Annotated in this window: 19 protein-coding genes and 4 pseudogenes; 10 read left to right on the top strand and 13 right to left on the bottom strand. The window is 69.1% G+C overall.

The window, feature by feature from the left end:
• Nucleotides 1-137 precede the first annotated feature (137 nt).
• A complete protein-coding gene (locus LDL49_RS50060) occupies nt 138-464 on the top strand; it encodes a hypothetical protein (RefSeq protein ID WP_225302025.1) in 327 nt (108 codons plus the stop codon).
• 69 nt (nt 465-533) lie between these two features.
• A pseudogene (locus LDL49_RS50055) lies at nt 534-1013 on the top strand (TniB family NTP-binding protein); the annotation flags it as partial.
• Nucleotides 1014-1344: 331 nt separating this feature from the next.
• Here LDL49_RS50055 and LDL49_RS50050 read toward each other — a convergent pair.
• Complete coding sequence (locus tag LDL49_RS50050; RefSeq protein WP_225302024.1) at nt 1345-1968, bottom strand: trypsin-like peptidase domain-containing protein; 624 nt, start codon at nt 1966-1968, stop codon at nt 1345-1347.
• A gap of 625 nt (nt 1969-2593) precedes the next feature.
• Here LDL49_RS50050 and LDL49_RS50045 point away from each other — a divergent pair.
• The 3 genes and pseudogenes from LDL49_RS50045 to LDL49_RS50035 all read left to right on the top strand — a co-directional run.
• The gene (locus LDL49_RS50045; protein ID WP_225302023.1) at nt 2594-4051 is read left to right on the top strand and encodes an arabinofuranosidase catalytic domain-containing protein; all 1458 of its coding nucleotides are present in this window, start codon (nt 2594-2596) and stop codon (nt 4049-4051) included.
• A 136-nt stretch (nt 4052-4187) separates the two neighbouring features.
• A complete protein-coding gene (locus tag LDL49_RS50040; protein ID WP_225302022.1) occupies nt 4188-7073 on the top strand; it encodes a glycosyl hydrolase family 95 catalytic domain-containing protein in 2886 nt (961 codons plus the stop codon).
• Between the two features lie 23 nt (nt 7074-7096).
• A pseudogene (locus tag LDL49_RS50035) lies at nt 7097-7897 on the top strand (IS256 family transposase); the annotation flags it as partial.
• Nucleotides 7898-8652: 755 nt separating this feature from the next.
• On the opposite strand, the gene LDL49_RS50030 reads toward LDL49_RS50035, so the two are convergent.
• Together LDL49_RS50030 and LDL49_RS50025 are read right to left on the bottom strand one after the other, a co-directional pair.
• On the bottom strand, nt 8653-9303 hold the full coding sequence (locus LDL49_RS50030) for a hypothetical protein (RefSeq protein WP_225302020.1): 651 nt from the start codon (nt 9301-9303) through the stop codon (nt 8653-8655).
• 246 nt (nt 9304-9549) lie between these two features.
• The gene (locus LDL49_RS50025; protein WP_225302019.1) at nt 9550-12270 is read right to left on the bottom strand and encodes a caspase, EACC1-associated type; all 2721 of its coding nucleotides are present in this window, start codon (nt 12268-12270) and stop codon (nt 9550-9552) included.
• Between the two features lie 56 nt (nt 12271-12326).
• On the opposite strand from LDL49_RS50025, the gene LDL49_RS50020 reads away from it, so the two are divergent.
• Nucleotides 12327-12764, top strand: a complete 438-nt coding sequence (locus LDL49_RS50020; protein ID WP_225302018.1) for a GNAT family N-acetyltransferase — start codon at nt 12327-12329, stop codon at nt 12762-12764.
• Between the two features lie 127 nt (nt 12765-12891).
• Here the strand turns inward: LDL49_RS50020 and LDL49_RS50015 are convergent.
• Together LDL49_RS50015 and LDL49_RS50010 are read right to left on the bottom strand one after the other, a co-directional pair.
• Nucleotides 12892-13200, bottom strand: a pseudogene (locus LDL49_RS50015) (transposase family protein); the annotation flags it as partial.
• A 162-nt stretch (nt 13201-13362) separates the two neighbouring features.
• Nucleotides 13363-13944, bottom strand: coding sequence for a hypothetical protein (locus LDL49_RS50010; protein ID WP_225302017.1), 582 nt, complete (start codon nt 13942-13944; stop codon nt 13363-13365).
• Nucleotides 13945-14017: 73 nt separating this feature from the next.
• On the opposite strand from LDL49_RS50010, the gene LDL49_RS57795 reads away from it, so the two are divergent.
• Nucleotides 14018-14149, top strand: a complete 132-nt coding sequence (locus LDL49_RS57795; RefSeq protein WP_263656532.1) for a hypothetical protein — start codon at nt 14018-14020, stop codon at nt 14147-14149.
• A gap of 159 nt (nt 14150-14308) precedes the next feature.
• Here LDL49_RS57795 and LDL49_RS50005 read toward each other — a convergent pair whose 3' ends face one another.
• Complete coding sequence (locus LDL49_RS50005; protein WP_225302016.1) at nt 14309-14572, bottom strand: hypothetical protein; 264 nt, start codon at nt 14570-14572, stop codon at nt 14309-14311.
• On the opposite strand from LDL49_RS50005, the pseudogene LDL49_RS50000 reads away from it, so the two are divergent.
• Nucleotides 14558-15364: pseudogene (locus LDL49_RS50000) on the top strand (Tn3 family transposase); the annotation flags it as partial. The gene LDL49_RS50005 and the pseudogene LDL49_RS50000 sit on opposite strands and share 15 nt — an antisense overlap.
• A 311-nt stretch (nt 15365-15675) precedes the next feature.
• Nucleotides 15676-18288 (top strand): hypothetical protein, encoded by a 2613-nt coding sequence (locus LDL49_RS49995; protein ID WP_225302014.1) that lies wholly within the window; start codon nt 15676-15678, stop codon nt 18286-18288.
• Between the two features lie 117 nt (nt 18289-18405).
• Here LDL49_RS49995 and LDL49_RS49990 read toward each other — a convergent pair whose 3' ends face one another.
• From LDL49_RS49990 to LDL49_RS49970, 5 genes are all read right to left on the bottom strand, one after another.
• Nucleotides 18406-19314: a DUF1616 domain-containing protein gene (locus LDL49_RS49990; RefSeq protein ID WP_225302013.1), complete on the bottom strand. Its 909-nt coding sequence runs from the start codon at nt 19312-19314 to the stop codon at nt 18406-18408.
• A gap of 120 nt (nt 19315-19434) precedes the next feature.
• Nucleotides 19435-19902, bottom strand: a complete 468-nt coding sequence (locus LDL49_RS49985) for a GNAT family N-acetyltransferase (RefSeq protein ID WP_225302012.1) — start codon at nt 19900-19902, stop codon at nt 19435-19437.
• 364 nt (nt 19903-20266) lie between these two features.
• A complete protein-coding gene (locus LDL49_RS49980; RefSeq protein WP_225302011.1) occupies nt 20267-20662 on the bottom strand; it encodes a helix-turn-helix domain-containing protein in 396 nt (131 codons plus the stop codon).
• Nucleotides 20663-20775: 113 nt separating this feature from the next.
• The gene (locus tag LDL49_RS49975) at nt 20776-21120 is read right to left on the bottom strand and encodes a hypothetical protein (RefSeq protein WP_225302010.1); all 345 of its coding nucleotides are present in this window, start codon (nt 21118-21120) and stop codon (nt 20776-20778) included.
• 57 nt (nt 21121-21177) lie between these two features.
• Entirely contained in the window at nt 21178-21333 is a 156-nt protein-coding gene (locus tag LDL49_RS49970) for a hypothetical protein (protein ID WP_225302009.1), read from the bottom strand.
• Nucleotides 21334-21582: 249 nt separating this feature from the next.
• Between LDL49_RS49970 and LDL49_RS49965 the strand changes: the two genes are divergently transcribed.
• Complete coding sequence (locus tag LDL49_RS49965; protein WP_225302008.1) at nt 21583-22305, top strand: hypothetical protein; 723 nt, start codon at nt 21583-21585, stop codon at nt 22303-22305.
• A 39-nt stretch (nt 22306-22344) separates the two neighbouring features.
• Here LDL49_RS49965 and LDL49_RS49960 read toward each other — a convergent pair whose 3' ends face one another.
• Together LDL49_RS49960 and LDL49_RS58855 are read right to left on the bottom strand one after the other, a co-directional pair.
• Entirely contained in the window at nt 22345-22560 is a 216-nt protein-coding gene (locus LDL49_RS49960) for a hypothetical protein (protein WP_225302007.1), read from the bottom strand.
• 569 nt (nt 22561-23129) lie between these two features.
• Nucleotides 23130-23717 (bottom strand): exonuclease domain-containing protein, encoded by a 588-nt coding sequence (locus LDL49_RS58855; protein ID WP_225302006.1) that lies wholly within the window; start codon nt 23715-23717, stop codon nt 23130-23132.
• Nucleotides 23718-23847 lie beyond the last annotated feature (130 nt).

The following is a 23847-nucleotide window of genomic DNA, read 5'->3' as shown; positions in this document are numbered from 1 at the left end:
TCCGTACGGGGGCGAGTTGCTGGTCGGCCCAGGCCGGGCTCCAGCGCGCGGCGCGCGGCGCATCAACCTCTTGACCGCGGTGAGGGCCTTCCTGATGTACGGCGTGACCGTCGGCGAGGTGAGGCGAGGAGATCAGTGTGTCGGCGATCGCTCGCAAAGCGGGGGTCGACCGGTCGTTCTTCTACCGCAGCCAGCACAAAGATCTGCTCGCCCAGATCCATGCAGCCGAAACCGAACCATCGCTTAGCGCGGGCGCCGGGCCAGTGGTGAGCCGCGCCTCATTGAAAGCCGATCTGGCCAACAGCCAGGAACGCTGCGCACGCCTGGCCGCCGGGCGCCGGGAGGTCGAGCGCCGCTCGGCGACCCCCGCGCCGCGGGCGGCAGGGCCGCCGCCTCCGCCGCCGGCCGAGGGGTGCGCGGACGGGGAGCCGGTGCGGCCGTTCGAGGTGATCGAGCAGCGGTGAGCCACAAGCCGGGACATCAAGCCGCCGGGCCTTGCGCCGGAGTTCGAGATCGAGCTGGAGCCAGGGTCGGTGGAGGATCTGTCGCACCTGCATGAAAGCGCCCGGCCGGTGGCCCGGCTGCCCGCCGCCGAGCGGCTGGCCCGGGCACGAGCGGATCGGTGGATCGGCTACACCCGCGCCACGCAGGCGCTGGATCAGCTGCACACGTTGCTGGACTGGCCGGCCAAGCAGCGGATGCCGAACCTGCTGGTGATCGGGCCGATCAACAACGGCAAGTCGATGATCGTGGAGAAGTTCCGGCGCTCGCACCCGCCGATCTCACACCCCGACCGCGAGGAGATCCCGGTGCTGGGCGTGCAGATGCCCTCCAATCCGCACGTGGCCCGCTTCTACACCGCGCCGCTGAGCGCGCTCGGCGCACCGCTGCGCCCCCGTCAGCGGCTGGCCGAGCTGGAGCAGCTCGCGGTGCGGCTGCTGCGGCAGGCAGGCGCGCGGATGCTGGTGATCGACGACCTGCACAACGTGCTGGCCGGGCGGGACGGGGCGCGCCGCGAGTTCCTCAACCTGCTGCGCTTCCTGGGCAACGAGCTGAAGATCCCGCTCGTACGAGCCGTGGATGACGGGGACGCTGGTCTACTCCGAGCCGTTCTGGCGTCACGACGCCGTCGGGCTCCGCGACGTCAACGCCTGACGACGCCGGCGAGCCGGCGTCAGCCCGGCCTCGGGTCCTCACCTGCACCGAACCGCCCTACGCCACGAGCGGTCCGCGATGCGGGGCTTGACGCGTCGCCCGGAGCGGTGATCGCTTCCGGGATGGTCGACCATATGATCTTCGGGGATTCGGCTGTCTTCTGGGCTGTCAAGCGAGCGAGGCGACCACTCACCGGTCCGGATCACACTTCCGGGTTGAGACATGCTTCGTGGCCTCGGTCGCGTCGTTGGCGACGGGAAGGATTTCCTGGGCGGCCACCGCATACCCGCGGTTCGGATCATCCCGCGCCGTCGCGACCGCCATCCCGGCGACCGTGCCGTCATCAACGATCAGCGGGGCACCGCTTACACCCGCGCTGAAGCGACCGGAGAACGCGAGCATCGTCTTGGTCACTTCGTGTTCCTTGTAGAGGTCGGGGCCTTCGGCCTCGACACGCTGTTTGATCTTGATCTGCTGGGTCACAACGCGTTTTGCGCCTTTGGGATAGCCGAGCAGGCGGGCATCGCCGAGCGACACCCCGGGGATGCGCAGCGGAAACACCCACATCGGGGCGATGCGCAGCGGAGGCGCAGGCAGATCAGGCACGTACAGGACAGCGACGTCGACACCAGGATCGAAGGCCACGACGCGGCCCTCGTACACCTCCCCGGCAGTAGTGGTGACGACCGCAGACACCGGGATGACGCCGGCCACCACATGCGCCGCAGTCACGACCCGCTGAGGGGCGTACACAAAACCCGTCCCCTCGATCCTCATGTTGCACGACGGCGCCTCCCCCGCGACGCGCACCACGCTTTGCTCCCCGCCGGGAGCCTTCGGCGGGACCGTCACCTCACTGGCCGCCGTTGGAGAACGGGCGGACGTCGGCGGAGAAGGCGCCGTGTTCGAGCATCCGGCCAGGACGAGAACGACAAGCAACCAGAACCGACGCATCACGCCCCTCCACTCCCTCTTGAGACGCCTCCGCGCCGAACAGGCACCCCGCCCCGGCCGACGTGACATGCGCCGCGCTCCGCGACGCACATCCGATCAAGCTACCGACGCGAGATGACGGCCGTGTCACGCTCCGCCTGAACCCTGTCCATCAGGTCACGCCACGATTCGGGCAGCAGAGGCAGCGGCACACAGCCGCCGGACGGCGGTTCACCGCCCGGCGGGCGCGGGGGATGAATGTTTCACGCCATCTCATCGCAACAGTGCGGACGCGTCACGGTAAAAGCCCAGGCAGCGCGCCGACGGCACCCGGGCGGCCGTGAAATTCGAGCCGCGTTCTTGACCCCGGGACCTTCGTTGATTTGACTTCACACCACCGAAAACCGCGAATCGATGTCGGACAAGAATCGATGTTAGCGCTACCATTCAGCCGTGCTGCCGTATCGGCGCTGTCCGATCACGATTCCCGATCGAGGGAGAAGTCGTGATCCTTTCCGGGAGCCTGAGAAGGGCGCTTGCGGCCGGGGCGAGCGCCGCGCTCGCCACCGCCTGCCTGGCCGGCGGTGGCACAGCCCGGGCTGCGGCATCGCAGCCGTGCGACATCTACGCCGCGGGAGGTACGCCGTGCGTGGCGGCGCACAGCACGACCCGTGCGCTGTACGGGACCTACAACGGCCCGCTGTATCAGGTCAGGCGTGCCTCGGACAACACCACGCGCGACATCGGCGTCCTGAGCGCGGGCGGAGTCGTCGACGCCGCCGCCCAGGACTCGTTCTGCGCCAACACGACCTGTGTCATCACCATTCTCTACGACCAGTCCGGCCGCAACAACCGCCTCACCCAGGCGCCTCCCGGCCACTGGCCCGGCCCCGCTCCTGGCGGATGGGACAACCTCGCCGACGCCAAGGCGGCCCCGATCACCATCGGCGGCCAGAAGGCGTACGGCGTCTACATCGCTCCCGGCACCGGCTACCGCAACAACAACACCAACGGCGTCGCGACCGGCGACCAGCCCGAGGGCATCTACGCCGTCGTCGACGGCACGCACTACAACCAATGGTGCTGCTTCGACTACGGCAACGCACAGACAGATGGCCAGGCCGACGCCCCCGCCATCATGGAGACCGTCTACTTCGGCGCCAGCAAACAGTGGGGCTACGGGGCCGGAGCCGGCCCCTGGATCATGGCCGACCTGGAGTGGGGACTGTTCTCCGGGGTGAACGCGGGCTACAACAACCTCGCGCCCATCAACCACCGCTTCGTCACCGCCATCGTCAAGGGCGAGCCGAACCACTGGGCGATCCGGGGCGGCAACGCGCAGTCGGGTGGCCTGACGACCTATTTCGACGGACGACGCCCCAACGGCTACCACCCGATGAAGAAGGAAGGCGCCATCCTGCTCGGCATCGGCGGCGACAACAGCGTCACCGGCCGCGGCACCTTCTACGAGGGCGTGTTGACCTCCGGCTATCCCACGGAGGCCACCGAGAACGCCGTACAGGCCAACATCGCCGCCGCCGGCTACGCACCGGCGGCAGGCAGCGACCCCCAGCAGAACGCCCAGATTGTGGGCGGCCAATCCGGCCGATGCGTCGACGTGCCCAACTCCAGCACCACCAACGGCACCCAGGCGCAGATCTGGGATTGCGGGAGCGGCACCAACCAGCGGTTCACCTACACATCGGGCAAGAGCCTGCAGGTGTACGGCAACAAGTGCCTGGACGCCAACGGGCAGGGCACCGCCAACGGCACCCAGGTGATCATCTGGGACTGCAACGGCCAAGCCAACCAGCAGTGGAACATCAACGCCAACGGCACCATCACCGGCGTGCCGTCCGGGCTGTGCCTCGACGCCAACGCGGCCGGCACCGCCAACGGCACCAAACTCATCCTGTGGTCCTGCAACGGACAGGCCAACCAACGGTGGACCCTGCGCAGCTGATTCTGACCTTCGAACTCATGCCCCGCATCAGGGCGTCCCGCCGAACGGCGGCCGTACCGCGGCGATGGACAGCCGTGGCGGCACAGGTGGCACTCGGCCGCAACCATCGCCCCCCAACTTCGCCACTAGGAGCTTCATGAACATGCCGCTGAACCGTCGACGCTTCATCGCCACCACGGCGGCGGGCGTCGGCGCTGCCGCGCTTCCTTCGGCGATCTTCTCTGTCCGAGCGGATGCCGCCGTACCGCCGCAACTGCCGCAGCGCGGCATCTATGACACGACCCCGGCGGCGAGTTGGACCGATGCCTTCCTGACCGGCAACGGTGAGTACGGGGCCATGCTCCACGGCGCGCCCGCCCTGGAGAAGGTGATCTTCACGCATCATCGGTTCGTACTGCCCAACGGCACCCGTAACGTGACTCCACCGGTGCTGTCGGGCCGGTTGGCGGGGGTCAGGGACAAAGCGCTCGCAGGCGACTTCAACGGTGCCACCGGCGACTTCACCTCCGGCTGGTCGCTGCGCTGGACGCAGACCTTCCATCCGGGTTATGAGCTGCAGATCAGCGCCCCAGGGGTGACGACGGTCAACGACTACGCCCGGATCACCGATTTCAGGACCGGTGAGGTCACCTCGACGTGGACCGACGGCTACGGCGCGTGGACGCGCCGGGCTTTCGCTTCCCGAGCCGACAGGGTCATCGTTCACGAGCTCACTCCCGCGCCGGGCCGGACGATCGACACCACGCTGAGCGTCAACACGGGCCTGAGCGGCGTGCCGGGGTCGGTCGGCTTCACCACCCTGGCCACGGTCGCCAACGGTGACGGCTACCTGAACCTGCGGGGCAGATATCCCGCCGGGCAGGGGGCTTTCGGCTACGAGGGCGTCACCCGGGTGGTCGTGTCCGGCGGTTCGGTACGGGTGAGCGGGTCGGCCGTCGTCGTGGCCGCGGCGACCAAAGTCGTGCTACTGACCAAACTGGATCGCTACGAGTCGTCCTCCGCGTGGGACGCCAAACCACTGCACACGGCGTTGGCCGCGCTGAGCGCCGACTACGCGACTCTGCTCACCCGGCACACCGCCCTGCACAGCCCCCTGTACGACCGTTCACGCCTCGACCTCAACGTCAGCGCCGCCGACCGTCAACTGCCGACCAGTGAATTGATCGCGCGGCAGAATTCCAGCCGCAACGTCATCAACCTGGCGTTGCTGGAGCGGATGTACGACTCCGGCCGTTACCTGTTCCTCTCCTCAAGCGGCGTCCTGCCGCCGCGGCTGACCGGCCTGTGGACGGGCGCCTGGGACGCGGCGTGGGCCGGCGACTTCACCACCGACGCCAACGTCAACTTCCAGGTCGCCGGCGGCAACATCCTGTTCCTCACCGAAGCCATGGACGGCTATTTCAACCTGATCCTCGGCCAGATCAACGACTGGCGCACCAATGCCAGAAACCTCTACGGCGCCCGCGGCCTGCTCGCTCCCTCCCGGACCGACGGCGAGTACGGCAAGATGCTGCATTTCGACGGCGGGTTCCCCGGACACGCCTGGATCGGCGGCGCCGACTGGCTGCTCTATCCGCTGCTCGAGTACTACCAGGTCACCGGTGACGCCACCTTCTATCGCACCAAGCTCGCCCCCGTCCTGATCGAGCTCGCGTCGTTCTACGAGGATTTCCTCACCCGCACCGACGCCAACGGCAAGGTCATCTTCGTGCCGTGCTTCTCCATGGAGAACAGCCCGGGCAACACGGGCAGGCAGTTGTCGATCAACGCGACCGGCGAGATCGCCGCGGGCAAGCACGCGCTGCGGGCCGCCATCGAGGCCGCTGACTTCCTCGGCATCGAGCAGGGCCCAGGCCAAGGCGTGCAACGCTGGACTGCCTTGCTGGCCAAGATGCCCGATTATCGGGTCAACGGTGACGGGGCGCTCGCGGAATGGTCGTGGCCCAGCCTGACCGACCGGTACAACCACCGTCACGTGCAGCACATGTACCCGGTCTGGCCGCTGCACGAGATCAACCCCGAGGACAAGCCCGACCTGGTCCGCTACGCGAGCCGCGCTTTGGATCTGCGAGGGGACGAGGCGGGAGAGGCCCACGGCGCCATTCACCGCTGCCTCGCCCGAGCCCGGCTCAAGGACGGCGCCGGCGTGTACGGCAACCTGCGGAAGATCCTGGGCAACAACATGATCTTCCGGTCGCTGATGACCTCGCACAACCCGAACCTGGCCATCTACAACGCCGACGCCGCCAACTCGCTGCCCGCGATCCTCGCCGAGGCATTGATCTACACCAGGCCCGGCATCCTGGAGTTGCTGCCCGCGCTGCCCGATCAGTTCGCCAAGGGCACGATCACCGGCGTACTCGGCCGCAACCGCATCCGGATCGAGTCGCTCACCTGGGACCTCAGCGCCCGGACCGTCACCGCCACCGTCGTCTCCGACATCACCCAGACCGTGACGCTCATCTGCCGGCGCGGGATAGCTTCCGTCACCAGCAGCGCAGAAGTCGCCCCTTCACCTTTGGGCAGCCACGCCCGGCAGGTGTCGCTGACCAGGGGCACGACGACCCAGATCACCGTCGAGCTGGGCGCCGGCGGCCCGACCACCGGCGTCGTCCGCCTGGTCAACCGCAACAGCGGCATGGTGCTGGACGTCTACGGCGGCTCAACCGCCGACGGCGCCGCCATCGTCCAGTGGCCCTGGACCGGCGGAACGAGCCAGCAGTGGCGGATGTCGCAGAACTCCGACGGCTCGTTCCGGCTGGCCGGTGTCAGCAGCGGCAAGGTCCTCACCAGCCCGAACGCCAGCCAGGGCGCCGCCCTCGTCCAGCTGACCGACAACAACGGCACCAGTCAGCGGTGGAAACTCGTCCCCGCGGCCACGAGCGGCTACTACCGGCTCGTCAACGTCGGCAACGGATTGTGCGCGGACGTTGAAGCCGGCTCCACAGCCGACGGCGCCCGGATCATCCAATGGCCCCAGAACGGCGGCACCAACCAGGAATGGCAGCTCACCACCGTGTGACGGCGAAACGGCGTGGACGCGCCCTGGAGCGCGCGCTGGAGGCCGAACTGACCGCGCATCTGGGCTATGAGCGGCACGAGCAGGGAGCGGGCGCAACGGCCGGGAACGCCCGCAACGGGAAGATCGCCAAGACGGTGCAGACCGGGGTCGGGCCGGTGCGGCTGGCCGTGCCCCGCGACCGGGCGGGCACCTTCGAGCCGGTGCTGGTGCCCAAGCGGGCGGGCAGGGTGTCCGGCGGCCTGGACGACATGGTCATCAGCCTGTACGCGCACGGCATGAGCGTGCGCGACATCCAGGACCACCTGCTGCAGATCTACGACACCGAACTGTCGCACGAGCAGGTCTCCCGCATCACCGATCAGGTGCTGGAGGAGGTCAAGGCCTGGCAGACGCGCCCCTTGGACCCGTGGTATCCGGTGGTGTTCCTGGACGCCATCGTGGTCAAGGTCCGCGACAACCACACCGTGCAGGCCAAGCCCGCCTATGTCGCGATCGGCATCGATGTCGACGGCGACAAGCACGTGCTGGGCATCTGGCTGGCCAAAACCCCGCTCGATACCGCCACCGCCGGCGAATCCGCCCGTTTCTGGAGTGCGGTGATGACCGATCTGCGCAACCGGGGCGTGCGCGACATCCTCATCGCCTGCACCCACGGCCTGCCCGGCTTCGAAGAGGCCATCCACCACGCCTTCCCGCACACCACGGTTCAGCGCTGTGTGGTGCACCTGGTGCGTAACGCGCTGCGCCCAGTGGCCCGCCGCGATCGCAGCGCGGTCGCCGCCGAACTGAAGAAGATCTACACCGCGCCCACCATCGAGGCCGCCTGCCGTACATGCCGGCCTCGTGCACGGCGTCCAGCGTCTGGCGCAGCCGCTGCCGGTCGAGGCCGCTGTCCTCAGCGGCGGCCACGGGTGTTGCCGCGAGCAGCGCGGCGGCCAGGGTCGCGGCTCCCAGCCGCGAGGCGAACGTACTGAATCGACGAATGGTCATGGCGCCCAGCATGAGCCTTCCGCTCGGCGGAGGTCAGTGCGCTGTGTCACAGGTCCCGCATGACAGAAATCAGCTCTCGCACCAGGTCGGCGTGGCCGTCGTCGGCCAGGCCGGGCAAGGCGGTGTCCATACCGCCTGCCTTACCGCCCTGGCCGCTGGGCCGGGAACGTCTCCCCAGGTCATAGCAGGTGACCGGGGCGCAGCTCGGGTGCGGTTTTCTGTCGGGATGATCGGGGATGAGTCGGGCGGTCGCGGCCGCGATAACGCCCTGCGACGCGTTTCCCAGGTCGTGTTGATCGCTAAGCGCTCTTATGCCAAGCCCTCCGAGGGTCTCCGATTACTCACAGTTACTTTGCCCCCGGTGGCACAGACCCGAGCACCGGGCCTCCGAGTGCGATCAAAAGATCACTTAGGGGATCGAAGACAACCTCTCACGCCCCGGGTAGGTACACCACGTCGCCCCTTAACGTCTTTGGCGATCTTTCCTGAGCGCTGAGCCCCAGGTCGGGGCGGCCTCCACGGATGCGCCCGGGCGTGTCGCGGGAAGAGGCCGGGCGGGGGTCGGTGCGCCGGTGATCTCTCATCGGTGTCACCACTCGACGTCGGGCGTGGCGCTGTCGTCCGGCTCCGGCTCCACCCGGTCGTCGCGGGTGAAGCCCTCCAGCGCGTGCGGCACGTCGTCGGCGTGCTCGCCGGTGCGCTGGCGGCGGGTCCATTCCTGGCGGCCCTGCCGGCGGTGTGCGACGGCCATGGCCTGGGCGAGCATCGCGCGGTCGGCCGCGACCTGCTCGGGGTCATCGCGCTGGCCACCGCGCTGGTCGTGCTCGCCGGCGACCGGTGACGGCGCTGATCCCGGGGGCGATGCTGGAGTCGGTGCTGGGGTCGGCGTGAGGGTGGGGCGCGTCGTGCCCGCCTCCAGCAGCCGGCGGCGCAGCTGGGCGATCGTCGCCGAGGTGTGCTCGGGGTCGGCCAGGTGCCGCAGCGCCTCGGCCGGGGCGTCGGCCGGGGCGGAGGGAAGGAAGGCGTCCGGCGGCGCGTTCGGCGTGACCGCGGCGGTGACGGCGTGCAGGCAGACCTGCGGCAGCGAGAGCCCCAGGCGGTGCTCGGCGAAGGACACGCGGCCGGCGACGGCCTGGCGGCTGCCCCAGTCCGGCCGCATGACCGTCAACAGCGTGACCAGGGTGTCGCGCACCAGGTCGGCGTGGCCATCGTCGGCCAGGCCGGGCAGAGCGGTGTCCATACTCTCTGCCTACCCTCCGACCCGCCCGCCCGGCGCGCCTCTTGGGCCAGAGGCGAAGAAGGCTTTGACGGGGCAAACGCCCGCGCCCAAAGACGGCGCTTCAACCCGTGCATGTGCACGATGAGGGTGCGGCGAGCTTGCTGCCCCCGGTCGACGGGATGCGCCTCGGGTGGCTCTGCGCCACCGGATGCGGTGTGGATCGCGGGCGAGTTCGGCGGCCAGTCCCTGGCGCGGACCGTCACGGCCTCACGGGCGCGGGTTCGCGGAGCCGACCGCCTCCTGTACGCCGCCACCGACCGCCGGCGGACGGCTCAGGTAGGCCGCGGCCATGGCGCAGCCCGCGGCCAGCAGCAGGATCACCAACCGCGCGGGCTGGTACGGGGCCATTACCAGGAACAGCGGGCCGCTCAGAGCCTGGTAGTAAGCGACGCCGGACAGCGAGCCGACGATCACCGAGAGCCTGGCCGCAAGCAGGAAGTACGGCCGTGGACTGGCCGAACCGGCGGCGACCAGCAGTATCACGAGGAACGCCGGTTGGACACCGGCGGCCACCGGGTTCCTGCCGGTGCTCTGGTGGTAGACCTCGACCAGGTCGTACGACACGAGCAGCGTCGTGGCCAGGCCCAGCGCCAGCACCAGCAGCCGCCGCGCCGACCCCCGGCGGGCGTTGCGGACGACCTGGAGCACGGTCACCGCGAGCAAGACGCCTGCCAGGATGACCGTCGCGATCCAGATCCCCGTCTCGCCCGGCCCCTCCGTGATCTGGTTGGGCCCGTCGAGGTGGGCGACGATCGTGCCCAGGACCAGGACGGCCAGGAACCCGTCGAGGAGCCGCCACCGGCCGGGCGCCGCGGACGTCCATTCGAACCCGACGACCGCCAGCGCCAGCAGGCCTCCGACGAGCGCCGGCGCCGAGTCGGCCTGCCAACTCTGTCCGGCCAGCATGCCCAACAGCACCACATAGCCGAGGTACATGGCGGCCAGCCCGAATGTGGCACCGACGGCCACGTCCCGTTCCTGGCGGCCCGCGGGCAGGAGTGCGACGAGGACAGTGGCGGTCACCAGGAGGGCGAGCCAGATCGACGCGATGGGTGTGAGGGCCGCGAGCTGCGGTGTGGCGAGCAGCAACAGGGCCGCCGCCAGGGACAGCACGCGCACGGGCATGAGCCGCCGTACCGGCTCGGCGACCGCGGCCATGGGGGCGGTGCGGGCGTCAGTCGGCGGAGACGCAGGCGCGGGTGGCGGAGACGCAGGCGCGGGCTGCACGGCCTCGGCCTCGGGCGCGGGCTGCGCGACCTCGGGCGTCGGCGTCCGGCCCCTGGCACGATCACGTACGGGCCGGACAGGGGCGGGTGCCTTCGGGACGTTCGCTACCGATGGCGTTACCGCAGCGGCACCACTGACGGCGGCCGCCGAAGACCTGTCACCGGCCCGAGCCTCGACCGCCGAAGCAGCCCCCGAGGGGCTCGCCGCAGCCGTCGCCGGATCAACCGACACCGAGTCAGCCGGCTCCGGATCAGCCGACGAGGGGCTGGCCGTGAGCGGCGTGGCCGTCGCCGGACCGGCGACGGGCTCGGCGCCTTCCACGGCCTTGGCGACGTCCAATGCTTTGGCGGCGGCGCCTGACACCAGGCGGCTGTCATCGCCCGCCAACCCCTCCAGCGCCAGCCGCGCCGCCAGCGCCAGCCCTTCGTGCCTGCTGTGCCGCAGCCGTTCCAGCTCCCCCACCGCCCCCGCCCTGATCTTGGCGATCGGGTGGTCGACGGCGTGCTGGAGCTCCTCCGGCAGCGCCACCGGAGTCCTGACGGGCCGGGCGCGACGGGCGATGTACAGCTCGCCCTGCACGTCGAACGTCCACTTGCCAGGCGTCTGGCTGGGCGTGGTGCGCCGTACCGTGTCGTAGACGTGGTCGTACAGCTCGTCGATGGCCACGTACCCGTCCGAGTCCCGGTCCGCCTCACCCGTCTCCAGCCCCGAGACCAGGGCACTGGTGAACACGGAGGGCGACAGCTCCTGGATGTCGGCGAGCTCGGCGCCGTCGAAGGCGTACTCCATGGCGTTGGACGCGGTGATCACCACCCGGCCGCGCCCGCCGAACTGCTCCTCGACGTTGACGCCGAGCCCGGCGCGAGGCAGCGCCCCGCGCGCGAAGGCGCCCGCGTAGCAGCAGTCCAGCAGCAGGACGACGCGGCGGGAGCGGCTGCGGCTCATCCGCCGGTTCACGAACTCGGCCGACACGGCGGTCGCGCCGAGGCGGTTGAGCTTGGTGGAGGGGGTGGCGAAGTACAGCTCCCCGTTCGCATCCTTGACGCCGTGGCCCGAGAAGTGCAGTAACAGCAGGTCGTCGGGATCGCGGTCGGCGAAGAACTCCTCGACCGCCTCGTTGACGTCCTGCGTGGGTTCGTTGAGCATCGTACGGACGTCGAAGCCGCCGATCCGCGGATCCCCCAGCACCCCGGCCAGCGCCTGCGCGTCCTGGGCCGGGGCACGCAGCCGCCGCAGCCCGGGGTCGGCGTACTCGTCACTCGCCACGATCAACGCCATCCGCGTGCCACCGAGCTCCGTCCGGGACCCGCTCGACACCTTGGGCGCACTGCCGCGACGGCGGCGCAGCCACTCGTCGGTGAGGCGCCGCTGCTCGCCCGTCGCCACCCCCGTCAGCTCCAGCACATCACCCTCGATGCCGAGCTTGACCGAACGGCTCTGGTCGCGCTGCAGCCAGGCCGTCACCACGCCCACGAGCGCCCCGAGCAGCTCCATGCCCGCGAACGAGATCACCAGCCCGCCCAGCGCGAACGACAGGACCGCCCTGGCGTCCGGCGGCGCCTCCCCCGTCTCGGGCTCGGCGGCCAGCACATCCAGTTCGAGCAGTTCGGTACGGAGTACGGCGGTCAGCCGTTCGAGCTCCTGCGCGTCCGCGTCGTCATCGACCACCCGCACGGTCAGCTGGGTCACCTCGCCGGCCATCCACCACCCCTAACCCCGGAGCATGTCGAGCGAAGCTTAAGCCTGGGGTTGGCTCTGTGGACACCATCGAAACCGACCGGCTCGTCCTGCTGCCTCTGCGGGTCGAGCACGCCGACGAGATGGCCGAGGTGCTCTCCGATCCGGCCCTGCACGCTTTCATCGGCGGTACGCCTCTGACGGCACCGGAGCTGCGCGCCCGCTACGAACGCCTGGTCGCCGCACCGCCCGCCTGGCGCAACTGGGTGATCCAGCTACGCGAGGACGGCAGTCTGGCGGGGTACGTGCAGGCCACGATCGACGGCCGCGCCGCCGAGCTCGCCTGGGTGGTCGGCACCCCGTGGCAGGGCCGCGGCCTGGCCGGCGAGTCGGCGAAAGTGCTGGTCGGCTGGTGCGAGGGGCAGGAGATCGACACCATCGTCGCGCACATCCACCCCGACCACGCGGCATCGGCCGCCGTCGCCACCGCCGCCGGCCTGCGCCCCACGGACCAGTGACACGACGGCGAGCTCCGCTCGGAACGTTCGGCGAGCCCACCGGCATGAACGTCGTGGCCCTGTCCGACACCCACGCCCCACGCCGCTGGAAGTCGTGCCCGGCCCCGGGCGTGCCAGGCAGCCCGGCGCGGGCGCGCAGGTCGGGGTCGTATCCGGCGATGGCGCGGGTGATCTTTGCCAGCGATGTTGCTCCGCCGAGCACGGCGAGCAGGGATAAGGCCAGCAGTGGGCCGAGCCGGTAGCGGCGTCCCCGGCGGCTGCGCGGGTCGGGCAGCGTATCCAGTACCTCGGCCAGGGCCGGCAGATCGAGCAGGTCGGTCGGTGAGTCGGCGACGGTGACGTGCTCCAGGTGGCGGGCGAGCACGTCGATCGGGGATGATGGCACGCGAACGCGGCCCCTGTTCTTGATCGACTGGCGTAGACAACCAACGATCATCAGGGGTCGCGTTTGTCATGTACACCCCAGGGGCGCCCTCCACCAGCGGCCTGGTCGAGCCCGCGTAGGTCCCACCAGCCGAGAACGCTTCGGCCCTGCGGCATGACCACAGCCTACCGACCAACAAAGAACTGAAGACTCAGGACAATAGATTCCGCCGCGCTACGTCCACCCAGACGGCAAGGTGGGAAACCGGTGAGTGATCTTTTCGGTCAAGCCATCGTAGAAATACTCATCCCCCTTGAAGAGCATATGCCAACCGTCCCCGATGAGGCATGCGGCGTCGATTCCTTCGTTGAAACTCGATGGCAACCAGCCGGGGAACCTTTTCTCCAAGGTCATATAACCTAAGCGGTCGTATATCTTGTCGCCCTTGAAGAAAGTCCAGTCGGTTAAGATCCACGAGAAGCATGCCGCGTCGACTCCGACCGTGAATTCGTTCGGCAGGTCAGGCCACGTCTCCCACAAATTCGCGACTTTTCTAGGAAAGCCACCTTTCATGGTAACCACCTGGTCACCCTTGATAAACCTGTATTCGGTTCCGTCCGTCGGTGGATCCGGCAGGAAGCGCGCCGCTGCGTCGACTCCAGACCTGAATTGGTTCGGCAGTATGCGCCACATTTCCCCAAGGGTCTTAGTAGCGCCGACGCTCCAATCGGTTCTATGCACCTCGCCGCCCTTGATGAACATGAACACGGGTTCGTTGTGGCTGACGTCGCAGGGGATTACGGCATCGATTGCCATATGAAATCCTCGTATCTTCGGCGGCGGACGCGAATCACGCCCAGAGACTTATTCATATCTACACTCGCTCGCCTTGCTGCGCCTAGACTTCGAGCCCGACCACCCCGGCATCGGCATGTCATCGTCCCGGACCATCCTGGAGCCCGACGGGGCCAGGGCTCCGGCATTGTTGCCCAGTAGCAAGCTGTGGGCGGTGGAGGGGTAACAAAGTATGACCATCGGGTCATCATGATCCCCCCGGCCAGATCCACCTCTGGGGAGGTGGATCGAGTTGATGTGGAACAAAGACCCCGAGCCGTTCGTGGACCAAGACCGCCGACGATTGTGCCTCAGCTATTAGTAATGCGCATCGCAGGCAGAAGCACTAGGCCGAGGCCCAGGGCCTGGTCTTGCCGGTGCGGTGGTCGGTGCGGCCGCGTTTGACCTGGATCGCCTGGGCGGCGTGGGGGAAGGGCAGCCCGGGGCGGACGGTGCAGATCTTCATGCGGCGGATCTCGCGGCGGCCGTGTCCGGTCTCGTCGGTGCGGTCGTTGAGGATGGCCTCGCGCCAGGGCAGGGCCTTGAGTCGGCGGTGCAGGGTGGGCTGGTTGCCCTTGGCGATGAGCAGGTAGTGGCCGCCGGCGAGCACCCCTACCCCGAAGACGACCTGCGCTACGCCCGCCGCAGGTTCTTATCGGTCGCCGGCGCCCGCGAGGTGGCCCGGGTCATCGCCAACGCCACTTTCGCCGCCCGGCAGAACTGCCTGTGGGGCGAGGGCACCACCGCAGTGGCTTCCGACTCCACCCACTTCTCCGCCTTCGATCAGAACATCTTCACCGAGTACCACTCGCGCTACAAAAGGGCCAAACGTGGCGTGCTGATCTACTGGACGGTCGACACCGTCGGCTCGATGGCAATCCACAGCCAGCTGCTGACTTGCTCGGCCTCCGAGGTCCACGCCATGGTCGAGGGCGCCATGCGGCACGGCACCGACATGGACCTGGAGACCAACTTTGTTGGTTCCCATGGAGCCACCTTCATCGGTTTCGGCATCACCAGGCTGCTGAACTTCGACCTGATCGCCCGCTTCAAGCAGATCAACACGATGAAGCTGTACCTGCCCGGCAAGAGCGACCGCTTCGCCTACCCGCTGCTCGGCCCGGCGCTGACCCGCCCGATCCGTCCCGACATCATCGAGAACAACTACGATTTGATGATCAAATACGCGACCGCGATCCGGACCGGCACCGCCTCCACCGAAGCCCTCCTGCGCCGCTTCACCGGCCAGACCACCCACCCGGCCTACGCCGCGATGCTGGAGGTCGGACGTGCCCAGCGCACCATTTTCCTTGCTCGCCGGCTTCGCGACCGCGATCTTCAACACGAGACCGAGTCCGGGCTGAACGTGGTGGAGAACTACAACGGGGTCAACGACTACATCCGGTCCCGCCGTGCGCGGCGCCCGGGAGGATGGCCAGTCCTGGACTCAGATCGGCGACGCCGCCGGGATGGCGAGGCAGTCCGCGCACGAGCGCTAGGGGCGGCGAGAAGCGGCCGGACGCGACGGCCGAGGAACTGCTGCGCGAGGCAGTGGCCCGGCTGGCCGCCTCCGCCGGACCGGGGCTGACCTGGGTGAAGCCGTCCACACAGGGGGAACTGCGGGCCCTGATGGGCGGATCACCCGAAGTGCACTGACCGGTCGTCATGCGGCCGGGCATGGCGTGATGGGCGGATCGGCCGGATCATGCGGGTGTGGGAGTTTCGCGGGCGTGGTCGCTCCGCTGGTGGTTCGCGGCGGGGATCGTGCTGCTGGGCCTGGCTGGGGTGCTGTGGGCGCTCCGGCCGGAGACTTCCGCCGCGCCACCGGAGGCTCCCGAACCCGTGGCCACCGCCGTCCGGGTCACCGTCGATCCAGCGATGGTTGCGGCCGGCACGAAACGGGTGCGGGTGAGCGCCCTGTGCGAACACGATGCCGTTGCGGTCTCGGACGCCTGGGCGGACAAGGCGCCCTTGACGGAGTCCACCGCCGGTGGCCGTTCCGGCGAGGTGGAACTGAGCCGGGGGCTCAGCCCCGGCCGCTACCGGGTCATGGTGAGCTGCGAGTGGGGCCGGGTCGGGGAGTCCGGGTTCACGATCACGGAAGGGCCTGGAACGCCCAGCCCGGCCGGGGACCCGAGGGTCGCCACGACCCGGGTGTTCCTCGCCCCGGCCGGGCCCGACGACCGGCGTGATCACCCTGAGGTGAACGTCGATCCGCGCGAGCCCGGATGGGCCTACTTCAAGGTCCTCGTGACGCACGAGGTGACGGTTCCCGCCGGTGATCGGGACGTGGCGGACGTGCGCGCGGGGGCGGCCGGTGCCTCGCCCACGGCGTTCGCCCAGGCGAGGCTGGGCGCCATCACCACGGACTCCATGAGCTCGTTGCTCGCCGTCGCCTTCGCCACCCCCGTCGTCAGCGCCGGCTCTGACCGGGCCGTCATCACCTATACAGGCGTCGGGTACAGCCGGGTGACCGGAGACGACTACATCGGGATCCAGTACCTCGCTCCGGGCGTCTCCAGGTTGACCGCGCACGACGTTTACCTGTCCGCCACCGGGCTGACGGTGGCCGGAGTGCGCGGGCCGCCGCCGTTGACGCAGGACGCGCACCATCTCCGGCTGAGCGGGGACAGCCCGGCGAGGGTGGCCTTCGTCCAGGACGGCCGGTCCGCCGCCGTCGCCGAATTCCTGTACGGCGACGGGTTCATCGCCGGGTATCTCGAAGGCCGGGACGCGCGCGCGGTGGCGGAGGAGCCGGAGCCGCTGAACCGGATGTGGACGGCTCTGCAGTGGGTGTCGGGCGCGGCCGCCGTGATGGTGCTGCTGCGTACCTTCGCCGGCGCGCTCGGCGCCGAGTGGTGGCGCCGCCCCCGGAACCGCGTGCTCGTGGCCGTGCTGCTGATCGGGCTCGGCCTGACCGCGGGGGGCCCTGAATGGATCGTGTTGGCGGAGTACATCGTCCTGCCGCTGGTGGCCGTACCCCTTCTGGCGGTCTTCTCGACCTTTCGCGCTGCGGGCCGTGAGAGCGGGGCGGTGGTACAGGCCGGCGTGGTGGCGACCCTCTTCGCGGGCTTGGCCCTGTGCCTGTGCTGGCTGGCGTCGTTCCTCGGCATCGATGTGACGATCCCGATGACGCTGGTGCCGATCGCCCTCTGCTGGGCCGCCCTGGTGTACGGCTGGGCGACCGAGGCGGGTCACCAATGGGCACCTCGGTATGCGCTGTGGTGGGTGGGGGCCGCCTCGGTGGCGATCGGGATCGTGGTCTACGCCAGGCTGGACTTCTTCTACCGGCTCGCTTACGAGGTCGTGTGGATGGGCATGCCGTTGCTGGCGCTGGCGATGTTCGTCGTCCGTGCGCGGCGCCTCGGGCAGGACGCCGAGGCGTCGGCCGGCACGGTGCCGTTCCATACGGCCGTGCTGGTCCTGCTGTCCCTGCGCGTGCCGGTGGGGTGGGGCAGCCCCGTCATGTGGATCACGATCCTGCTGGGGTGGGCGGGTCTGTCCGTCCTGCTGCGGGCTCCGTGCCGCGAACTGGTCCGGCCGGTCTCCGAGGAAGAGCACCGGTCGCTCGTGCGCGACATGGTCAGGCGCAGGTCGGTACGCGCCGCGCTGACGAACCTGCTGCGCGAGCCGCACCAGGGTCAGGACTTCGACGAGCGGCGCACGGCGCTGGAACGGGCGGCCGAGAACCGTGGCGCCGACCTGGACTCCGACCTCGCGCTCAGCACGACGGCCGGGCGTACCCCCTGGCAGAACGCCATGGCCGCGTTCTGGGCCGGAGCGGTGCTGTCACTGCCGTTCTCGGCAGTGCGGCTCGTCGAGACTCCGACCGGCGGGCTGACCACCCCCGACCAGGTCGTCGTCGCCGGTCTGTCGTTGTCGTGGTTGCCGGCGCTGTGCGGGGTGTTCGGGTACTTCTACCCGCGGGTGCGCGGCGCGGGGCCGATCGCCAAGTCCATGGCGCTCCTGCTGGTGGCGCTGGTCAGCGAGGTGCCCGCGTTCGCACTCGGGCTGGGCTACGCGCTCATCGACGGGGGTCAGACGCCCGAGGAGGCGCTCGTCGCGTGGCTCGTGACCGTGGGGAACTTCGCCGTGGTCACCATCGGGCTCGGGTTGTGGTGGGAGTGGCGGCTGATGGTGCTGGCCGGGGAGCCGTGGGGGCGGATCAGGAACGTACGGACCCTGCGCGCCTTGGGCGCCCCGCTGGCCGCCGTGACCATCGCCATCGCCACCACGACGGCGACCGCGCTGGTCAACAACGTGATCACGCCGTTGCCCAGCGGATCGGTCACCGAGCAGAGAGCCGGGCAGGCGCCCGGTCCCTAGTTCTCCGGGCGCTCAGCCTCTGGTTCCCCGGGCTGAACTCTCGGAGGGGCAAGTCGCCGAACTCGTGGGAGTCGGCCGTCGCCGTTAATTCTGATCCGGTGGGTGGCGAGGCCGGAGTCAGGCTCGTGGCTCGGCGCGCGTCTCTCCTTGGTCGACCATCGCTGCCGGTAGATTTACCCCGGCCGGCGGCGCTGCTGGATCCATTTCCCCGAGATCTGGAGGGACCTTCCACGCTCCTGGATGCGATAGGTCAACCGTGCCGCCGGAGAGCTCGGCACCGCGGAAACTGACTTCGCTGCCGGAGAACTCGGCACCGCGAAAGGTGACCGTGCCACCGCAGAACCGTGCATGGAACACCGCACCAGAGAAATCGAAGGTGTGCCCCTGCCAGGAGATGCGAGCGCCGTCGCGCAGGCGAGCCACGATGACGTCGATGATCGTGTGGCGAACCCGCTGGTCGCGAGCAAAGGCCAACTTCTGCGCCGACGGAGCATCCGGGCCTGGATCCGGCTCGTATGGCAACTGGAGATAGGCACACAGCACGTCGATGCAGGTCTGACGGAGCGGTGCCCAATCGTCGGCAAGCCCTGCGAGGGCGTGCGCGCCGGCCAGGCGAACGGCGGCCCCGTCGTGTCCGAGCTGTCCGACGGCGGTGGCGAACCTTTCGTTGAAGACCCGGGCCAGGTCCTCGCGAGCACGCCGTTCGTCCCGTTCGTCGGCTACCTCTGCCAGACGCTGTCGCCGGTAGGCCATCACTAGCGCGAACAATGCGCCCACCCCCGCGACCGTCCCCAAGACCAGCTTCAGCACCTCCAGCAGCTGGCTGGGCGGCAAGGCGCCGGTTGGTGCCAGCTGCGGGAATCCCAGCACTGCCAGCACGAGGACCATGACAGCGGCCAGGCCGAGGACCGCCACGCTGGTGGCGATCGTCAGCGCTCGGCCGATCGGCCATAAGCCCGCCTCTGACTCCACCGCCCGCTGTTCGGCATCACTCCGGCGCGCGCCATCCGAAACCGCTCTGATCATGCCTGACCCTCTGATCAACGCGCCGAAGCGGCGACAGCTCAACGAGGGCACCCTTGCACATCAGCCTGTACTTGCGTCTGCACGTTGAGGTGTACGCCGACAAGCAACTCCGCGCAAGCATCAAAGCGGCTGCTCCAGCACGTGTTTCAAGTCAGCGAATCCGGCCGCCGCATAGAAGGCCTTGGCGTCCTCGTTGAAGTCCAGCACGTCGGTTAGCAGCCTCTGGCAGCCCTCCAGCCTGCCCGCATCCCGCACGGCCTCGATCAGCTGACTCGCAACCCCGCGTCTGGCGGCTTGTGGATCCACCGCCAGCTGATTGAGGAGGATGAAGGATTCGGCGCGGAGGAACGGGTTTTCCTCGCGACGCACGATGGCAGCCACGGCATACCCGACCGGACGATCAATCTCGGCGATGAACACACGCGTGACGTCTTTGACCAGGAGAGTCGCGAAGTAGTCGGTCAGTTCGTCTGCGGGTGGGTCGACGCGGTAGACATCGGGGCGGTGAGCGGCGTGGATTGCATGAACGTGAGGGTTCAGCATGGCCAGGATTCTGGCGTCCTCTGCTGCGCCGGCGCGGATCTTCATGCAGGCACCCTAGATCCTGACCGCTCTCAAGGGAGAAGCCGCGCTGTCGGATAGCGCCGCCGACCGCTTCCATGACGCCTGCCAGCCGGCCCCGGGGGCCGCGACCCGGCGCCGCGCCCGCGGCTGGGCGGTGATGGCCGCCCTCGTCGGCCTCCTCATCGGCGACGCCGGTGTCCACGGCCGGCCAGGCGGCAAGGCCACGCGGGGCTCACCCGCCCACGCGGCACTGCGATGCCTCATCGCAACGACCCATCGCTGATCGATCGCGCTGCCTTCGCGCCGGACCCCATCGTGCTCGGCATGCTGGGTCTACTTGCCATACGTGAAAGAAGAGATCATCGTCCTCTGAGCTGCTAAAAGGGTTCTACAACCCTAGATAACGATCGAGCAGTACGACCTCACCACCGGCTTGCGTGATCTTCTTCAAGGCCCGGTCCAGGCGGGGCGCGCGGGCGGCGAGCAGGTCGATGACCTCGCCGACCCAGCGGCGCACGGTGGAGGCTGAGACCTGGTTGCCGCCGGCCAGGTCGGCCAGGCGCTGGTCGTGACGCAGGAAGGCGAGCACGATGACGGCGATCTTCCCGGCGGGCAGTTTGCGCCAGCGTGAGCCGATCGCCTTCAAGTGTCCGCGCAGCAGGTCGGCCAGGATGGTGAGGGTGGAAGTGGACAGCGACAGGCTGCTGGAGTAGACAGGCGAGGGCGCGTCCTGGGCCGATGCGATCGTCGCGGTCGATGTCGTGGTGGTCTTGGCTGTTTTCACACGCCGTCAAGCCCCCGCCCAGGACGCGCCCCCACCCGGAGCCGGAAGGCCGAACGGCCTGGTCAACAGGGGCTGGAGAGCGAACGAGCGGACTCCGGGGGTGCGGGCGAGGGTCAGGCCCGCGCGGTGAACGTGCCGCTGGGGGTCTTGTGCAGCCAGCCCCGCTCGGCCAGCCGTTTCAGCTTGGCTCGCGTCCCCTCCACCTGCCCCGGCTCGAGGCCCAGCCCGAGCTGCCGGCAGATCTCCTTACACGAGGCCGGGCCCTTGCTGTCATGCACCGCCGACCGCAACGCCTGATAGTCGACCGGCAACACGCTCACGTCGTCGGCCTCGTGCCGGTAGGGGATCAACCGGCCTCCGGCAAGCGGAGGCAGCGGGGGCAGTGGCGTCAAGTCGATGCCCTGCTCGATCTGGGCTGCGGCTCGCTCCGGGGTGAGCGCCACCCGGTAGAGGGGCACCAGCTCATCGCCTGCCTGGTCGGCTTCCTGCTGCCCGTCGTCGTCCTCGGCGAGGAACTACTTGACCACCTGCTCGGCCACGCCGAGCCGCTCCGCTTCGCCTTCGACCTCGGCCAGCCGTAGGCGCAACCTTTCGGCCTGCTCGGTCAGCTCCGTGCGACGCGCGGTGATGCGCTCCAGCAGCGGCGTTGCCTGTCCATCACGGTCGCTCACAGCCGGAAACCCCCACAAAACGATCATAACGGGGCAAGATCGTACAGAGAGTGGGTGGATCACGCGAACCGGAGCGACCCCTCGGCAAACGATCACCCGCTCCGAACGCCGACCCGCTACGAGGAAGAGTGTCCTACGGCCTGGGGCGATTCCCTCCTCTCAGGTGAGTGTGATGCAGAATGCAGGGATGTTCGGTTACGACTGTCGGAGACCCTTGTCGACGCGGCACGCGCGCCTCGGACGGTTCACGTGAGCGACCCTGGCTTGGGTCGGCGGGCGGCGACGGTGCGGCTGCTCAAGGTGTACGGACCGCTCATCGAGCCTCGGACCACCGAGTTCGTTGACCGGCTTTTGCGGGTCGGTGAGCTCGGGCTGGCGGTGGAGGAGCTGGCGAACGCCATGGTGGTCAGACGGGTGCCACTCGCCGCAGGGGACGCGGTGGAGTTCAGGCGGCTGCTGACGGGGTTCACCTTCTGCCCGGACACCCCGCCCGACATCGCCGATCTTCTGCTGTTCGGCCAGGATCCGCCGATTGGCTACTCGCTCTACCTGCTCGGCGCGCCGGACCCGTTCGAGGTTCGCGCGGCCATTGCCGAAAGGTTCCCGATCCGGCCGGAACGGATAGGGATCGTCATCGACGGCGAGCACGCATCTGGTATGCCGGATCGGCCGTCCGTACTCATCACCGCCGACCCCGCGTCCGGCGGTGAGACCGTCACCTTCGACGCGGGAAGGGAGTTCGCCGACCTCACCGGCGGCGCGAGCGAACTGGCGGTCGCCAAGGCACTGTGCCGACGGCTGGACACCAACGCGATGCTCGGCACGCACGGGCTGACCCCCGACGAATGGATGCTGGTGACCGCCGCCGGCGGGCACGGCATCGTCATGGTCGACGACGACGCGAGCGTCGAGGGCCGATGGGAGATCCTTTTCGCCTACGAACCCATCAAAGGAGCCCCCGGCCTCGGGTGACGGGTGGTGCGGTGCGAGGAGCCAGGCGAGGCCGGGCGGTCATGAGGAGGTCGGGGGGGTGAGGAGGGGGCGGTGTCCGATGTGGTCGAGGAGGAAGCCTGAGGTGAGGGCGGAGAGGGCGAGGCTTGTGGTGGCGACGGCGCTCCAGAGGGAGATGACGCGGCCGCAGGTGTCGTTGGTGGTTGCGGCGAGCAGTTCGGCCATGGCTGCTGGGGAGTAGAGGACCTCGGCGAACGCGGCGCACGCCCACAGCATGAGGACGGCGGTGACGGGGGCGGGACGGCCAGGACGGCGGTGAAGACGCCCTGGGACACGCAGGTCCAGCCGATGATCTTGAGGCGGGCGTCGGGGTCAGGCGTTCCAGGCGGGGAGCGACGGCCAAGAGGGCCAGGAGGCCCGCGGTGCCCTGGACGGCGTAGAACCAGTCCGTGCCGCCCTCGCCGAGGTCGTGCACCTGCAGCGCCAGATAGGTCATGGTGGTGATGGTGCCGCCCAGGCCGAGGCAGAAGGCCGCCTCCAGCCAGAGGAGCGCGGCGCCTGATCGGGCCGCGCGCCAGGCCGTCGCGGAATCCTTAACTCCCACGAACCACCGGCAGATGATCACCTCGTCAGAAACCCTGGCACCACCAGCACGAGCAGCCTCAAATCAACCCACGCAAGGTCTTGACCTGCGAATTCAGGATGGAGCGGGCTCAATGATCATATCGACGCCTCGATCTCTTTAGATCCGATCGGGTTCCTGTTTTCGGCTCCATCGCCGGCGCGGGACGATCGCGCTATCGTCCGGGCTGGCCGCACCATGTCGAGCCCTTGGCCGACCGATGTCAGAACAGCTCGCTTTGCACCACCTGGGCCGCCTGGTGGCTGGGTTCGGGTCTGACGTACACCCCGCCGACGGCCTGCAGCTCTAGCAGGGTGCGCCAGTGGTCCGCCCGCAGGCCCTTCACAGCCAGGCGAGTGAACACCTGCGCGGTCAGTTCGGCGTCGGGTAGGGCCCGGTGCCGGTCGGCCGGGATCGTCAGCCCCAGGCGGCTGGCGACACGATCCAGACTGTGCGAACCCAGCTCGGGCAGCACGACGCGGGCTAGCCGTACCGTGCAGATCAGCGGGATCGCGGCCACGGTCCGACACGCAGGCCGGGCTGCGATGACGGCGGCCTCATCGGTGAGCTCGCGCATGCCGGTCCGGTCGCCGCGGTGGGCGGCGGACTGGATCAGCAACCCGCGTTGGGCCGTGTGCCGGGCATCGGATCGGCGAGGGCAGGGTGATCGGCGGCGCTCAGCGCGATGGTCATGGCCTGGTCGTACCATCCGGCTTTGCGGGGCCAGCACGGCGAGCTGGCAGGCGGCCTCGGCGGCCAGCACCCGGGCTCGGTCAGGACCCTTGCATGGGAAGTACTGGGTGTGCGGCACATGAGCGTTGATGAGCGAAAGTGAGGCAAGGGCTGTGAAGGTCCGGACATGCTGGAGTTCGGGCCTTCGTTTCGGGGAGTGAGGTGCTTACTCGTCCTGTACTGCGTCTCCGGACAGGCGCCGTAGCGCC

Origin of the sequence: Nonomuraea aurantiaca, assembly GCF_020215705.1 — a bacterium.
GTDB lineage: Bacteria > Actinomycetota > Actinomycetes > Streptosporangiales > Streptosporangiaceae > Nonomuraea > Nonomuraea aurantiaca.
This window is presented reverse-complemented; position numbering and strand designations above follow the sequence as displayed.